Origin of the sequence: Pseudomonas sp. ICMP 561, from assembly GCF_002699985.1 — a bacterium.
GTDB lineage: Bacteria > Pseudomonadota > Gammaproteobacteria > Pseudomonadales > Pseudomonadaceae > Aquipseudomonas > Aquipseudomonas quasicaspiana.
Genome location: NZ_LKBT01000029.1, coordinates 15,953 through 32,296, shown reverse-complemented (window position 1 = coordinate 32,296; position 16,344 = coordinate 15,953). Strand labels below are relative to the sequence as shown.

The 16,344-nt window shown below is 58.4% G+C and carries 12 protein-coding genes; 11 read left to right on the top strand and 1 reads right to left on the bottom strand.

The features are described from left to right. The first annotated feature begins 87 nt into the window (after window positions 1–87). Window positions 88–1,512, top strand: a complete 1,425-nt coding sequence (locus AO242_RS19575; RefSeq protein WP_176560670.1) for an IS1182 family transposase — start codon at window positions 88–90, stop codon at window positions 1,510–1,512. A gap of 523 nt (window positions 1,513–2,035) precedes the next feature. Here AO242_RS19575 and yegS read toward each other — a convergent pair. Further along, complete coding sequence (yegS, locus tag AO242_RS19565; protein WP_099270024.1) at window positions 2,036–2,944, bottom strand: lipid kinase YegS; 909 nt, start codon at window positions 2,942–2,944, stop codon at window positions 2,036–2,038. 482 nt (window positions 2,945–3,426) lie between these two features. On the opposite strand from yegS, the gene AO242_RS19560 reads away from it, so the two are divergent. The 10 genes from AO242_RS19560 to AO242_RS19515 all read left to right on the top strand — a co-directional run bounded on the left by AO242_RS19560 (window position 3,427) and on the right by AO242_RS19515 (window position 16,336). Further along, entirely contained in the window at window positions 3,427–4,863 is a 1,437-nt protein-coding gene (locus tag AO242_RS19560; RefSeq protein ID WP_099270023.1) for an undecaprenyl-phosphate glucose phosphotransferase, read from the top strand. Continuing rightward, on the top strand, window positions 4,863–6,317 hold the full coding sequence (locus AO242_RS19555) for a mannose-1-phosphate guanylyltransferase/mannose-6-phosphate isomerase (RefSeq protein ID WP_099270022.1): 1,455 nt from the start codon (window positions 4,863–4,865) through the stop codon (window positions 6,315–6,317). The genes AO242_RS19560 and AO242_RS19555 overlap by 1 nt, the downstream gene beginning before the upstream one ends. Before the next feature lie 144 nt (window positions 6,318–6,461). Next, the gene (locus AO242_RS19550; protein ID WP_099270021.1) at window positions 6,462–7,262 is read left to right on the top strand and encodes a polysaccharide biosynthesis/export family protein; all 801 of its coding nucleotides are present in this window, start codon (window positions 6,462–6,464) and stop codon (window positions 7,260–7,262) included. Between the two features lie 15 nt (window positions 7,263–7,277). Further along, entirely contained in the window at window positions 7,278–9,272 is a 1,995-nt protein-coding gene (locus AO242_RS19545; RefSeq protein WP_099270020.1) for an exopolysaccharide transport family protein, read from the top strand. Window position 9,273: 1 nt separating this feature from the next. Next, window positions 9,274–10,452 (top strand): glycosyltransferase, encoded by a 1,179-nt coding sequence (locus AO242_RS19540; RefSeq protein ID WP_027901621.1) that lies wholly within the window; start codon window positions 9,274–9,276, stop codon window positions 10,450–10,452. A 1-nt stretch (window position 10,453) separates the two neighbouring features. After that, window positions 10,454–11,788, top strand: coding sequence for a cellulase family glycosylhydrolase (locus AO242_RS19535; RefSeq protein ID WP_099270019.1), 1,335 nt, complete (start codon window positions 10,454–10,456; stop codon window positions 11,786–11,788). Window positions 11,789–11,791: 3 nt separating this feature from the next. After that, window positions 11,792–13,021: a glycosyltransferase family 4 protein gene (locus AO242_RS19530; protein ID WP_027901619.1), complete on the top strand. Its 1,230-nt coding sequence runs from the start codon at window positions 11,792–11,794 to the stop codon at window positions 13,019–13,021. Further along, entirely contained in the window at window positions 13,012–14,112 is a 1,101-nt protein-coding gene (locus AO242_RS19525) for a glycosyltransferase family 4 protein (RefSeq protein ID WP_027901618.1), read from the top strand. Before AO242_RS19530 ends, AO242_RS19525 begins: the two co-directional genes overlap by 10 nt. Beyond that, window positions 14,112–15,518 carry an O-antigen ligase family protein gene (locus AO242_RS19520; RefSeq protein ID WP_099270018.1) on the top strand — a complete coding sequence of 469 codons (1,407 nt, stop codon included), beginning with the start codon at window positions 14,112–14,114 and terminating at the stop codon, window positions 15,516–15,518. Before AO242_RS19525 ends, AO242_RS19520 begins: the two co-directional genes overlap by 1 nt. Next, on the top strand, window positions 15,515–16,336 hold the full coding sequence (locus AO242_RS19515) for an acyltransferase (protein ID WP_099270017.1): 822 nt from the start codon (window positions 15,515–15,517) through the stop codon (window positions 16,334–16,336). The genes AO242_RS19520 and AO242_RS19515 overlap by 4 nt, the downstream gene beginning before the upstream one ends. Window positions 16,337–16,344 lie beyond the last annotated feature (8 nt).

Genomic DNA, 16,344 nt, shown 5'->3' with positions numbered 1-16,344 from the left:
CGGACCGGTACAGACTGTGTGAAAACCTAGCCAACTCCTTTCAGATTTAAGAAAATGCCCCGCATCGAAAGATGCGGGGCATTTTCCATGACATACATTCAAGGCGAATCACGAAACCAGACCAGCCTGTTTCCGGTGTCGATTGATGAAGTCATCCCAGAAGACCACTTGGTTCGGGTGATTGACGCCTATGTATCGCGTCTTGATCTCAAGGTCTTGGGATTCGATAAAGCCATTCCCAAGGGCAATGGACGTCCGCCCTATGACCCCGCCGACCTGCTCAAACTCTACATCTACGGCTATTTCCAGCGTGTGCGGTCTTCGCGGCGGCTTGAAGCTGAATGCCAACGAAACATTGAAGTCATGTGGCTGCTCAATCGCCTTAAGCCGGACTTCAAAACCATCGCCGACTTTCGCAAAGACAATTCGACCGCGTTCTCTGCGACTTGCCGAGCTTTTGTTCAGTTTTGCCGAACTGTCGGTTTGGTCAAAGGTGACCTGATTGCCATCGATGGAAGCAAGTTCAAGGCTGTCGCGTCGGCCCGTCGGCATATCAGCACCAAGCATCTCAAGCGCGATCAGGAAAAACTGGATCGACGAATAGCGCAGTACTTGAAGGATCTGGACAGTGCAGATCGTGACGAAAACGAGGAAGTTGTTGATCGAGGCGCCGTTAAAACCGTACTGGAAAAACTGACCGCCAAACGCGCGGATAACGTGACCTGCCAGACCTTGATGCAAGAGCTGCAAATCACGCAATTTATTAGCACTGAAAGTGATGCCCGGATGATGCGGACCCCGCAGGGCATGGGTGTTGCCTATAACGTGCAGACGGCAGTGGATGCTGAAAACAGCCTGATCGTGCATCACGAAGTGACTCAGGATAGCGACGACCGAAAGCAACTGGAACCGATGGCCAAGGCGACTCAAGAAGTCCTGGAGCAACCGAATCTGAGCGTCACTGCTGATGCGGGTTACTCCAACGGCGCACACTTCCAGGCTTGCGAGGACGCGGGTATAACCGCGTATGTACCCATCAACCGAACTGTTAACAGCAGCGTTGAAGAGCCCTCTTTTTTCCGCCGGGAAGACTTCGCCTACGATCGGGAAAATGACCGCTATCAATGCCCGGCAGGCCACTTGCTGAAGCTGGCTCAATTGAACAACGGGCAGCGTGTCTACCGCGCCAACGCAAATGACTGCGGGTCCTGTGCACTTAAAAAACAATGCACCAAAGCTCAGCTTCGGTCGATCAGACGTCATGCCCATGAAGACGCATTTGAGCAAATGGAGCAGCGAATGCAGACCCATCCAGAAATGGTAGAGGTCCGAAGAAGCATCGTTGAGCACCCATTTGGCAACCTCAAGCAATGGATCTACGGCAATGGCCGGTTTTTGCTTCGCCAGCTCAAAGGTGCAAGAGCGGAAATGGCGCTGGCAGTCAGTGCCTACAACCTGAAAAGAGCAATCAATGTGCTGGGCGTACGTCGAATGCTGGAGTTTCTGGCCTGATCAGGGCTTTTTTCTTAACTGGAAACGGCAAAATGCCCCGAACAGGTCGAGGCATTTTTTTGGTTATGCGGTGAGGCTTGGGTTTTCACACAGTCTGGGTAGGAGCGAACTTGTTCGCGAGACGTCACCACAGCCAACGAATACATCGTCTGACACACCGCTTCGCAGCCTCCGGCAGCTCCTACAGAAGCCCGGCAAACCCACACNACAACCAGGTCGGCTGTCAGGCCGCCGCGCTTTTGATTTTGATCTGAGGCGCCCCGTTAAATCACGCTGGCCGAACGTGGATTCTGAAGCGTGGGCAACCCGGCAGGACGCCGGGTTAGCCGCATTGGGCCATGGATGGCCCGTTGCGGCGGCCCACGGTTCAGGATCTGCGGGCGGGGACACCGAGCACCAGCGAGGTGCCGAGTGGTGGGGCAAGAGCGTTTTGCTTACTTTTGCGCTTCTCAAAAGTGAGGCGCTGTAAAAGCGCAACCAATATCAGCCGTTCCCCGAAAACGGATATGTACACAACCACTACTTAAGCAGACACCCGCGGCACCTGCCCAAACAACTCAGACCCCACTGGCAAGTGAACCTTCAAAGCCGCATGACGCGCCGAGAAACGCAGGTTCTCTCCAGACAACGGCTCGCCATCCAGATTAATGTCCAGCCCCTGCGCCGACTTGAGCTCCACCCACGGCAGCCGCGCACGGATGAACATATTGTCGATACCCAGACCGCCCTCCAGCAGACTCCTGAGCGTACCGACCACTTCCTGCGGCGCAGGCAGAATACTGATATCCAGCAGACCATCATCAACCAATGCCGATGGGCACAGCACATGCCCGCCGCCCGCCTGGCGACCGTTACCGATGCCCAGCGCCAGCAAATCGCCGCTCCAGTGGAAATCCGGTCCGCTCAACTCGCCATAAGCCGCGCTCAGCTCACTGAAACGCGTCAGACCGGTGAAAAGATAAGCCGCTCCACCCAACACCTTCTTCAAATCTTCAGACGTATTCGCCGTCACCTGACTGCCAAAGCCGCCGGTTGCCATATTCAGAAACACCTTGCCATTGACCTCACCCAGATCCACCGGGCGGGCAGGCACATCCAGCAGATCGAGTGCAGCGTCAGGCTCCAGCGGAACACCCGCAGCCCGGGCGAAGTCGTTGGCAGTGCCCAGCGGCATGATCGTCAGCTCAGCGTCGGTGTCGGCGTTGGCCAGCGCTTCTGTAACGTCGCGCAAGGTTCCGTCGCCGCCACCCGCGATGATTTGCGAGTGCCCTGCTGCCAGCGCTTCGCTGACCAACCGCTGAGCATCGCCGCCCTCCCACGTCAGACGGACGTCGAGCTCCCAGCCCTCGCGACGCTTTCGGGTCACGGCCTCACGCACTTCTTCGTTAAGTGCCTGCTTGCCATGCAAAATCAAAAATGCCCGTCGTGTCATTGCTACTCGCTCCCCTGAGTTCATGCGCACTATGTTGACCGCAGCGGACAGAAAAAAGCCCTTCCGAAGCAGATAATTTTTTAATGTCTCCTGCGCAGTGGACGATCCCCCCGAAAACGTTAGATCGGATCGTAAATCTCTGGACCTTGCGACGGCGGGCATAACCTCTAAAGGGAAAAAATCGAAAGAGAATCAAATGCGCACAATGATTTTATTTAGCTCTTGAGCTTTACTGCCGATATACCCTCGTATGAGGGAGTGCCCACGTTAGTTAGGAACAATACCTACTCAACTAAAGTATTAGGCCTACATCCCTTTTGTAATAACGGTAAAAATCAGCATCACCTGCCGTGCAGAAGCCAAATAAATGGCTATATTCACCAAGCACGTCAGGAAAGGACATTTTATTGACTTCAACTTGAAAGCGCTTCGTATGTGGATCGCAGCTAAGTAGTCACGGACCGATGAAGTGAGGAAGCGTTATGCGATTGCAGCCTGTTAACAGCCTCCTGCAAACCAGAACCAGTTTGATTGTGTATTTTCTTTTCGGTATTCGTCTTGCGCACGGGATCACCAGCATCCTGCCAGGCGTGCTGGTATTCCTTTTTTCCAGAGAAAGCCTTTCTGACGTACCGCAGAGCTACTTTGCGGTATTGGGCTTCTATGGCCTGTTATGCGTCCTGATATTCCAGACCCTTGGCGTTTACTCTGAAGCGCTGTTCAGCAACGCTTTACGTTTTCGCCTGATTATCGTGGCCTGGTCCGCCGCGTTCTGCCTGCTGCTGTTCCTGCATAAGTCTCTGGCGTTCTTTGACTACCTCACCGACGATCATCTGGTGATGTGGTATATCGCCAGTCTTGCCCTGTTCTGCGTCGAGCGGCTGTTCATGCTGGTGCTGTTCAGGCACCTGATGCAAAAAGGTTTCTTCCTGCAGAACGCGATCATTCTGGGGGCCACTGAGAACGGCAAGCGGCTGGCTGAGTACCTGCTGGACAATCAGGATATTCGCTCCGGAGTCAGCGGCTTTATTGACGATCGAATCGGACGTTTGCCCAAGACCATGGCCGGTCTGCCCCTGCTGGGTAACAGCGACGATCTGGAACGTCTGATTCGCGAAGAAAAGGTCACCCAGGTGCTGGTCGCCCTGCCCTGGTCGGCGGAAAACCGCATGGACTACATCATCCGTGAACTGCGCCGCTTGCCGGTCAATGTGCTGCTGGTGCCGGACATGGTCGCCTTTCGCCACGCGCACAACCGGATCACCGAAGTCGCCAATCTACCGATGTTCAACGCCTCGGACGTTCCGCTTTCCGGCTGGTCGCCTTTCTTCAAGCGGCTGGAGGACATGCTGCTATCGAGTCTGGCATTGGTGCTGTTATCACCGGTCATGCTCGCTATCGCGGTTGCAATCAAGCTGGACTCACGCGGCCCGGTGTTCTTCTGGCAAAACCGTTATGGCTATAACAACCGCATGATCAAGGTCTGCAAATTCCGCTCGATGTATCACCACCAGAGTGATGCAACCGCAGCGCAACAAACCACCCGGGATGACGCAAGGGTCACACGGGTCGGGCGCTTCATACGCAAAACCAGCCTGGATGAATTGCCTCAGTTGTTCAATGTGATTGCAGGCAGCATGTCCATGGTAGGACCTCGCCCCCATGCAACGGCCACCAAAGCGGCCGGGATTCTCTTCGAGCAAGCGGTGAAGGAGTACACGTCACGCCACAGGGTCAAACCGGGCATTACCGGTCTGGCGCAGATCAATGGCTATCGTGGTGAAACAGACACCGTGGAAAAGATCGAAAAGCGTGTGGAATTCGATCTGGAGTACATCGAAAACTGGTCCGTCTGGTTCGACATCTACATCCTTCTGCGCACTGTTCCTGCAGTGCTCTTCACTCGTGAGGCTTATTGATGAGCATCCTCATCCCCTGCATTATCGCCGGCGGCGCCGGTACCCGGCTGTGGCCGGTCTCGCGCGAAGCCATGCCCAAGCCTTTCATGCGCCTTCGTGACGGAGAAAGCCTGCTGCAGAAAACATTCAATCGGGCCGTGGGCCTGCCGAATGTCGAGCAATTGCTGACCGTGACCAGCCGGGAAGTCTATTTCCGTACGGTTGACGACTACCGTCAGCTCAACAAGACCAAGGTAAAACTGGATTTCATCCTCGAACCGTTCGGTCGTAATACAGGGCCCGCACTGGCGGCGGCTGCGTTGCACGTGTCCAGGTTATATGGCGACGATGCGCAATTGCTGGTCCTGCCTGCCGATCACCTGATCGCCGATGTCGAAGCGTTTTCCAAAGCGGTCCAAGCCGCCCGGGTGCTGGCGGACGATGGCTGGCTGGTGACGTTCGGCATTCTGCCCAGCAAAGCGGAAACGGGTTTCGGGTATATCGAAAAAGGCCAGTCGCTCAACAACGACGGCTATCAGGTCGCACGCTTTGTCGAGAAGCCAGACGCGACCACTGCACAGGCGTATGTGGATGGTGGTCTGCATCTGTGGAACGCGGGCATGTTCTGCATGCGCGCCGACAGCCTGCTCAACCAATTCGCCAAACATGCGCCGGAAGTCCTCGAAACAGTCAAAGCCTGCCTGGAACTGAGTCCCAGCAAGGAAGGCAATAACGAGTTGCAGATCGAACTGGACAGCGAATCCTTCGCCAAAGCGCCGGACATTTCCGTCGACTACGCCCTGATGGAGCGCTCGCAAAAAGTGGCCGTGGTGCCTTGCGAACTGGGCTGGAACGACATCGGCTCTTGGCAGGCCGTGCGTGAGCTGGTGCCTGCCGATGCTCAGGGCAATCAGTGCAACGGGCCGACCGTGCTGCATGACGTGAGCAATTGCTACATCGACTCCAAACGTATGGTCGGCGGCGTCGGCCTGGATGACCTGATTATCATCGACACTCCGGATGCATTGCTGATCGCGGACGGCAAACGCAGCCAGGATGTGAAGTTCGTTGCTCAGGAGCTCAAGCGCCAGGGCCACGATGCCTACCGCCTGCATCGCACCGTCACCCGCCCCTGGGGCACTTACACCGTGCTCGAAGAAGGCAAGCGTTTCAAAATCAAACGCATCGTGGTTCGCCCGCAAGCTTCGCTGTCGCTGCAGATGCACCACCACCGCAGTGAACACTGGATCGTGGTCAGCGGCATGGCCCGCGTCACCAACGGCGAACGTGAATTCATGCTCGACACCAACGAATCCACGTTCATCAAACCGGGTCATACCCACCGGCTGGTCAACCCGGGGGTGATTGATCTGGTGATGATCGAAGTGCAAAGCGGCGAGTACCTGGGCGAAGACGACATCGTACGTTTCACCGATGTGTATGGCCGGGTAGCGGCGCCAACCCAGGCCTCCTGACCTTCTGGATTTTATTAACCAAATTGACGCACCTGACGATATACCTCTAGAGCGGCACGCGCTGTGCACGCACGCACCATGCAACAGGGATGACAGCGGTAATCCGCCTACATGATTGGTTTACCCGCAACGGGAGTTGTATTCATGCAAGACAGGAGTTTGGGGGTGGTCAGAAACACCTTGCTGGTGCTGGGCCTGTTAGTGGTCAGCGCCTGCAGCACCCCGGCACGTGTGGGTTTGCCAGACGACCCCGCACAGATTGAAGCCGGTAAAGCCGCAGGACGCGCGCTCGCCGGTAAGCCGTTGCCACCGCAACGCGTGCGACCCGGTGATACCTTGCGCATCGTACGCAACACCGGCGAAGCACCGTCCATTTCCGCTTTTACAGCGAACTCCATCTACGAACTCACACTGTTCCAGGTGCTCAACGACGGCACGTTCAGTTATCCGTATATCGGTTCTGTGCAGGCTGCCGGGATGACCTTGCCGCAGTTGACCGAACACCTGCAGAGCAAACTGCAGGACGTCTACCGCGAAACGGCGATGACCATCAACATCTCGCAATCGCCCGGCAACACCGTTTTTGTCGGTGGCGCGGTGCGTAATTCGACGGCCCTGCCCGCCACGGTTGCCACCACACTGGTTCAGGCGATTGTCGGTGCCGGAGGGGTTGCCAATGACGGAGACGCGACGATGGTTGCCCTGCTCCGTCAGGAAGACAACGGTCTCTACAAGACTTACTTTTTCGACTTCAGCAAGCTGCTCTGGGCAGACAGTTCGGGGCCGCGCGGCCCGGTGCTGTTACAGCGCGGCGATGTGGTGTTCGTGCCCAAGTCAACAGTGGGTGACAAGGCCGACGGCGTGAATCTGTATTTCAACCAACTGATCCCTTTTGCCAAGTCACTGGGTTTCGGCGTGAATTACAACCTGCGCAGCGAAAACTAAAGTCAGGGAAAAGACATGATCAACATCCGTTCACTGCGCGACTTGCTGCGCCTGTTCTTCATTTTCAAACATGAAGTTCGACTGACCGTCATGGTCACTTTCATCATCATTGTGCTCGGTGCCTTTTTACTGCCCAACCGCTACGAATCCACCGCACTGTTGCTGGTAAAGCCAGGTCGCGACAGCAGCACCGTGCCCATCGAGTTCGCCGACCGTCAGGCCATCGTGATTCCCAGTGCCCAGCGCGATCCGATCCTCGATGAGGAGCGCATGCTGACCGGTCGGCCGATCATGCGTACGGTTGCCGAAAAATACCTGGCGGAAATTTCCAAAGCCGAACAGGAGCAAGGTGTTCTGGCCTCGATAAAGAACCTGCTCAAGGACACGGTAGGCTCGGTGATTGGTGTGTTTCGAGGTGCATTGCAGCTTATTGGCCTGGTCGAAAAGCGCTCGCCGGAGGAGCGTCTGGCAGAGGATCTGTCGAAAAACTTCAAAGTCAGCCATGACCCTGGCTCGGCGGTAATGGAACTGACCTTTTCCTGGAATGACCCGAAGGTTGCCAAGGATGTTCTGGAAGCCTGGATCTCCGAGTACGAACAGCAACGTACCCGTGTGCTCGGCCGGGTCAGTCTTTATCAATTCTACGAAACCGAAGTTAAAGCCACTCAGGCGCGGATTCTCAGCTACAAGAAGCAAATCCAGACGTACCTCAATCAGCTGGGTGCGGTAAGTATTGCCCAGCGTCTGGCCGATACTTCCCAGGGCCTTAACGACCTGACCACCGAGCGCAACAACACCCTGCGCTCGATCGCCTCCACCAAGGCGGGCCTGGACAAGCTACAGGAGCAGCTCAGGCAACAGTCGAAAACGGTCAGTGCCGGTCGCGAACTGAGCCTCAACCCTAACCGTCAGGATTTGCAAAACCGTATCAACGGCAAGGAAGTCGAACGCCAGGAACTGCTGCGTTCCTTCAAGGAGTCGGCGCCACCGGTTCGCGCGCTGAATCAGGAGATCACTAACCTGAAGGCACTGCTGACCCAGCAGGATGCAACCATCCAGCGTTCAGAAAGCATCACCCCCAACCCGATCTACAACCGGATGCAGAACGTGCTGGCCGACCAGCAGGCCAGCTACGCCCGCCTGCAAACCCAGTTGACGCAGCAAAACCTGCAACTGGCGCAGTGGGAAAAAGGCCGCCAACTGGCGCTGAATCTGGAGCCGGAGATGTCCCGCCTGCAGGGCGAACTGGACGCCGCCGAGAAGAGTTTCGCCCTGTACAGCAGCAGCCTCGAGAAAGCGCGCATCGACCGCGAACTGGATCGCAGCCAGATCAGCAACATTGCGATCATCGAGCAGGCCACTTACAACCCAAGCCGGGTCTTCCCGAAAAGTATGCTGATGTTGCTCCTGGCATTCCCGTTGAGCGTCGGGGTAGGCCTGGTCGCGCTGTACTTCTTCTACCTGCTGGATCAACGGATCCATGACGGAGACAAAATCGAGACCCGTTTCGGAGTGCCGGTCTGGACCAGCCTCCAGGAACTGGGCAACGCGGAAGACTCACGCAATACGGCATTCACGGCCAGCCTGCACAGGCTGTACGGAACCCTGCCGTTGCGTCAGGTTGCAGAGAAAGGCCTGGCGCTGGGGTTCACCTCATCCCACGAAGGCGAAGGTGTCAGCTTCGTCATCGGCCACCTCGCCAGCCTGCTGCAGGAACAAGGTTACAGGGTACGCACCGAAGGCCCTGGCCCGACCGTTCCGGGTGAAATATTGCTAATTGATGCTTCGAGCATTTTCAGCAACCAGAATGCCTTTGCCCTGCTGCGCGATTCCGACCTGATTCTGCTGATAGTCAAAGCCGAAGAAACCACCGTGCCGATGCTGGAAAACGTGCTGGCAACGCTGCATACCGCGTTCAAGAAAGTGGATGGCATCATCATCAACCGTCGCCGTTACAAAGTGCCAAAACGCGTGATGGATTACCTCAAACGCTTCCAGAACCGAGGCTGACATGCACATTGCCCTACTCGCGCCACTACCGCCCGAGCAGAACGGCATAGCCGACTACGCCGGGCACCTCAAACACGCGCTGGAGGAACTTGGCGTGCGGGTCAGCACGCCGCTTGCGGGGGTCGGCAACGACCAGATGCGTGCCGTTCAACGGGTGGCTGAAACCGACTGGCAAGGCATCGATCTGGTCCATGCCGAAATCGGCGGCGGCCGACTCGCGGAGTTTCATGCCCTGCGCACCTTGCGCAAACGTTTCCCGCAACTCCCACTGACGGCGACCGTGCATGATCCGGAGCGCCTGGTCTGGCGTCGGGCCAAACTCCCCTGGCCGCTGTCTCTGGCCAGCTCGCTGCCCTCGCCGCTGCCGGAAATCGCCACGGTCATGGCCGACCCGCTGTGCCTGCGCGAAGAACGCCAACTGGCGCGCAGCATGACCCGGCTGGTGACACTGACTCAGGCAGGAGGCCTGGCATTGCGTCAGCGCATGGGCTTGCGCGAGGAACAGATGGCAGTCATTGCCCATGGCAATCTCCCCATCACGCCTGTTTCTCTGCCGCCGCTGCACACCATGCGCTTGCTGTACTTCGGTTTTATTTATCGCGGCAAGGGTATCGAAGACCTGCTGGATGCCCTGGCCGACCTGTTCAACCGTCAGCCACAGTTACGCTCCCGGGTGCGCCTGACCCTCGCCGGCGGCAGCGAGCCGGAGATGGCCTTCGGTCCGTCCGGCAGCTATCTGGACCAGTTGCGCCTACGGATTAAACAGCTCGGGCTGACCGACGTGATCGACTGGAATCTGGACCTGCCAGCGGAGGCCATTGCGGATGTCATTCAGGCCCACCACGTCATGGTCTTGCCGTACCGCGAATCCAGCAAACTGAAGCTGCTGGGTAATTTGCGCGGCACCAGCGGCGCGCTTTCCTGGGCCGTGGCGTGCGGGCGCGGGGTGATCACGTCCGATGCCCGCTCGTTTGCCGAAGAGGTGTCCCACGGCAACGGCATGATTTTCCCTCAAGGTAATGTCGCGGCCTTGAGCGCGGCTTTGAATGAAGTCTGCGCGGTACCGGAACGGGCCCAGCAATGGGCCGCGCAGGCCAGAATCCTTGGGCAGCAACGGGTCTGGAGCCAGACCGCCGAGCGCTTCCGTCAGCTGTTTCAAAACGCATGCGAGGCCGACTGAGATGAAATCTGCAGCGGGTTTGTGGTTGGCCAGTGTGCTGGCCTGTTCGGCGCTGGTGTCTGATTGGATACCCGATGCACAGGCGGCAACCGTCCTGCGTGCACCCCGCGCGGTTGTCTGGCAGGACTTTCTGGGCGTCAACGCGCAGTTCCAGTATTTTTCACCCACGATGTACCAGCAGCAGATGGATCAACTGGATGCGCTGGGCCTCAACTGGGTACGCTTGACCATTCACTGGCCGATCATCGAGCCCGAGCAGAATCAGTTCGACCTGGTTGATCTGGACGGCGCAATGGCGACCATGAACACCCACCACTACAACATCCTCGCGTATCTGGTCGGCTCTGCGTCTTATGTCAGCAGCGCTCCTGAGGGCGTGCCAAGCCGCGACCAATACCCGCCCCGGGATTTCAACGTGTTTGCCGCGCGCATGGCCTCGCTGGCACAGCGTTATCCGCAGGTCGACAACTGGCAGGTCTGGAATGAGCCCAACATTATCTGGCTGCCTAAAGAAGACCCGGTGGCCTACGACACCCTGTTGACGACAACGGCCGATGCGATCCGCAAAGCCGAACCGGACAAGACCATCGTCACTGCGGGCATGGCCTACTACAGCCAGATGCACAGCACCCCCGGTTATATGCTGCAAACCCTGGTGGATCGGGGTCTGGGGACCCGCAACATCGTGGCCGCCTATCACCCGTACTCCGAGTATCCGGAAGGTGACTCACCGCCCGACCGGGATTTTCTGGTCAAAGCCAACGCCATGAACAACCTGCTGCACAGCAACGGCGTCAAACAGGTGTGGGCCACCGAATGGGGCTGGTCGAGCTACAACGGCCCGGTGGAAATGCAGGCGATCATCGGTGTGCAAGGCCAGGCCGACTACACCCTGCGCCGCCTGGCGCTGATGAGCGCGATGGATTACCAACGGATATTCCTGTTCAACCTGAGTGATCTCGACGAACGCGCCAGCGCCCGGGATCAGGCTTACGGTCTGCTTGATCTGCAGGGCAATCCGAAACCGGTCTACACCGCCCTGAAGAATTTTCTGACCATCACCGGCCCGCGCCTGGAACCTGCCGATCCGCCGGGCGTCAGCGCGGTACCCGCTGATCTGTACGCCGTGCCCTGGACCCGCAGCGACGGCAAACGGCTGCTGATGTTCTGGAGTGCTACGGGCACCACCCTGACGTTTCCGGCGATCAAATCAGCGGTCATTCACGATCCGTTGAGCGGCACACGCACCGAAGTGGGCAGTACCGACAATACTCAGACCCAAGGCGTCAGCGTGGCCCTCAAGCCGACCCTGCAAATTCTGGAATGGAAACCCTGAGCGATGCGAATTCTCTGGACACTACCCTACATGCCCTGGCCTACCACCAGCGGCGGCAAAACGCGGGAATATCACCTGTTGCGCAATCTGGCTGCGCGCGGCCACCAGATCACGTTGCTGGTGCAGTCCAAGACGGACGTCGATCAAAGTGCCCGTGACGCGCTGGAGCCTTGGCTGGAACGGTTGATCGTCGTGCCGCGCCGTCCGCTCAAAAGCCTCAAGACGCTGATGGCGATCGCCGTGGCGCCAGCGCCCATGCTGGCCTGTATCAACGGCTATGCGCCACGCCTGAGCGAGGTATTCGAAGGACTACTGGAAGAGCATTGGGATGTGATCCAGCTTCAACACACTTACGGCTTCGAACCCCTCGAAAAGCCGCTGAGAAGATCCGGCAAGCCGTTCGTGATGACCGAACACAACGTTGAATCGGCCATGGGCGCTACCAGCTACGACCGGTTGCCGCGTTGGGCAAACCTGTTCGCCAGTTATGATCGCTGGCGTTATCGCCACTGGGAAAGCCGGGTGTTCCGTCAGGCCGATCAATTGATCGCGGTGACGGAAGACGACGCCAAGGAAATCTCCCGACTCAGTGGCAAGGCCACTGCGGTGGTCGTCAACAGCGTCGACTGCGGCTACTACGCCCAGGTCAAGCCGGACCCTTACAGCAATCGCCTGCTGTTCATTGGCAACTACGAATACGGCCCCAACGTGGACGCTATCGAATGGGCCCTGAGCGAAATCATGCCGAAGGTCTGGCAGCACGCGCCCACCTTGCGCTTCGTGGTGTGCGGCTTCGCCTTGCCCGAATCGTGGCGTGATCGCTGGCCAGATCCACGCATCGAGTTTCAGGGCTTCGTCCCGGACCTGCGAGCCTTGCAGAACAACACCGCGATATTTTTCGCACCACTACGTCAGGGCGGCGGCTCCAAGCTCAAGGTGCTGGAAGCCATGGCAGCCGGGTTGCCGGTGGTCACCACCGACCAGGGCAGCTCGGGGCTTGCCGTGGTCAACGGCGAGCACTATCTGGGCAGCGAAGACCCTCTGGAACTGGCCCGGATCATCACCGAAGCGATTGAACAACCCGCGCGCCTGGCGCAGATCGGCGAAGCCGGCCGCAAATACGTGCAAACCCACCATGACTGGTCGGTATCTGCCGCTCAACTGGAGCGCATTTACACACGACTGACGCCTGCCAAAGTCAAAGCCGAACAGGAGCCGCGCCCATGCGTATAGGACTGGATTACCGGCCAGCGACTGGCTACCCGAACAGCGGCATCGGCCGCCAGAACATCGCCCTCGAAGAAGCTGCGCGAGCCAACCCCAACACCCAGGTGCAATTGTTCAGCGTAGCGCCGTTCGACCACCCAATCCGCCGCCTGGCCTACTGCCCGAAATGGTCAACCCCTCTCAACGGCATCCACCGACTGCCGGAACGTCTGCGCTTTGAAGGGTTGTTTTTGCCCAAGGCCCTGCGCGACGCGGAAGTACAGGTGTACATCTGCAACATGAACATGGGCCTGCCCCTGGGCCGCAAACCCGAGGGTATGCGTTACGTGCTGCAGTTGCAGGACCTCTTCCAGCTGACCCTGAAAAACAGCCATGGCTCACAGCTCAAGGCGCGGATTTACGGCGTCACCGATCGGCTGTCCATCGCTCACTCACTAAAAGTCGCGGACCGCATCTGGACGCCCTCGCAATTCACCGCCGATGAATGCATTCGCCTGTTTCCCGAGACCCGTGACAAGTTGCGCGTATTGCCCGCGCTGGTCAGCGGCTGGAGCGATGCGCCTTCGGACCTGCAAGGCTGGACGCTGCCGGAACGTTACTGGTTGTGCGTCGGCACCCGAGAGCCGCGCAAGAACATGGGCTGGTTCATCGATGCCTGGCAAAGCGCCCGTCGCCAGTTCGAGAACGTGCCGGACCTGATCCTGATCGGCGCACCGGAACACTTGCCTCCCGCACAGCAGGCGTTGCCCGGACTGCACTTCCTGAGCGATATCACTGATGCCGAACTGCACGCCATTTACGCCCGGGCCGACCGCATGTGGCAGCCCTCCTATGCCGAAGGTTTTGGCTTGCCGGTGGTTGAAGCACTGGGTGTCGGCACCCCCGTAGCCGTGGCCAGCGGTTCCTCACTGGATGAAATCACCCCGCCCGGCAGCCCGCGCTTTTCACCCACCGACACCGGTGCGCTGATCAACCTTATGGGCACGTTGGCCAACACTGAAAAGGAAGACCCTGAAGTACTCAAGACCTGGGCTGCCGGGTATGGACCCAAAGCTTTCAACCAGCGCTTCGATGAGCTGATCGAGGAGCTGCGCTGATGCCATTGGCAATGCCCGTCGGCTTGCTCTTCGGTCTATTGTTTGGCGCGATGTTCTGGCTGTTGCCTGCGTTCAAGGTGGTGGCGGCGATGATCGGCGTGGTCGCCGTCGCCACGGTGATTCGTCGTCCACTGCGTGGCTTGCTGCTATTTGGCGTGCTGGCCACGTTTCTGCCGTACTCCACCGTGAATGTCGGCATTCGCACGACTATTTCCGAAGCGCTGCTGATGCTGGTCTGGGCGGCGTATCTGGCGCACCGGATGTTCACCGACCCGCCGCGACTCCCACCGTTGTTGCGTACGGAACGGTTGCTGATTGCGCTGATGCTGTACAGTGCCCTGCCCTTTATCGTCGGGCAATTGACCATCACTGCACTGGGCAACGGCCCCATCAACTGGGTGCGCTGGCTGTTCAATCTGTCGGCGCTGTTTCTGGTACCGCGCTTGCTGGATCAGCAGAAATACCGTGAGCAGATGATCTGCGCACTGCTGCTCGGCACGCTGTTGCTGTTGCTGCTGTCGATCCCGGTGTTTCTGAAAGCGCGCACGGCCGTCGCCATGATCCCGGTCCTTGGGGTTCTTGGTTATGGCGGCGTCGACGTGCTGAACGAAAGCCTGCTCTCGCTGGCCGACCGAATGGGCACACCCTGGATGCACCCCAACGTCGCGGGCGGTGCCATGGCACTGATTGTGCCGCTGGGGTTCTGCATTGGCATGACCCGCAGCGGCTGGCCGAGATCACTGGGTTTTGCCGTCGCGATTCTGGGTAGCATCGGTCTGTTGCTGACCGGTTCTCGTGGAGCCTTGGTCAGCCTGGCGCTGGTCATGATGTGGATGGCCCGCAAACGAGTGCCTTTCATTGGCCGTGTCCTCATGGGCGGCGGCGTTGCCGGGGCATTGCTGTTGATGTTCTATCCGCCGTTGCAGGAACGGATTTTCACCCTGTTCACCAACGACGACACCAGCACCGCGATTCGCTTCCTGGAGTACAGCAACTTCCCCGACGCCATGGCCAAATTCCCCATGGGCATTGGTTTCAAGATAGACCCGCCGGTGCCAGGTGCAACGCTGTTCGGGATTTCCAACCTGTGGCTGAACTTCATCTACAAGATGGGCATTCCCGGCATGTTGCTGTTCATTGCAGTGACCGTCAGTTGGTGGCGTGAAACCCGCCCGGCAGACGGTTTCATCACCCTCACCCATGACAACGCCATCTGGCTCGGCACCACCACCGGCCTGCTGGCCGCGTTGACCAGCGGCCTGTTCGATCACTATTTCAGTTTTACCAGCGTGCTCATCGCCGTGTTCTGGCTGATGCTGGGTATCAATCTGCATGAGGCAAAACGCTTGAAAAGCCAGGCGGCCCTCGTTCGACACGCCTTACCGGAGCAGGAAATCAAATCATGAAACACCGTCTGATGCACTCCCACGACCTGCACCTGGCCTTGCCTGAGTACGCGCGCAAAATGGGCGTGGAACTTGAAGAATTGCAAAGCGCTTATGAATGGATGCTCAGTCACGACGTGTGCTTTGAAACCACGATCAAGGGCCGCACGCTGTCGTTCATCAGCTACCTGAATATCGAGCCGCGTATCGAACACCCGCTGGCACGACGCTTCTATCGCTTGCTGGCCTCGGAAATGCCCGGCGCGTTGATTCCGCTGTACGGAATCAACTGGCCCACCCTGCGCGATCGCATGCTGCGCACCTGGGAACAGGCTTACAACATTCTGATCTGCAAAATCCCCAGCCACACCTTGCGCCTGACCTGGCTACGTATTGGCGGGGCTAAAATCGGCAAGGGCTCCAGCGTGTGGCGCAACACCGAAATCCTCGGTGTCGACAGTTTGCGCATCGGTGAAGACAGCACCATCGGCTGGCATTGTCAGCTGGATGCGCGAGGCGGTCTGATCATCGGCGACCACGTAACCGTCGCGTCCCACGTGCTGATCATCGCAGGCGGTCATGACCTGCAGGCACCGGAGTTCTGGGCAGTGGGCGGGCCGGTGCGCATTCATGACTATGCCTGGATCTGCAGCCGCGCCCTGCTCTCTTTCGGCGCTGACATTGGTGAAGGTGCAGTCGTGGGCGGCGCTGCCGTGGTCTCCAAACCCATCCCGCCCTACGCCATCGTCAGCGGCCCGAACGCCGAAATCAAAGGCGAACGTGCCCGTGGCCTCAACTACAAAGTGGGCGGCAAAGGCCTGTTCGCTTTGTTTCACTGAGGCTGATG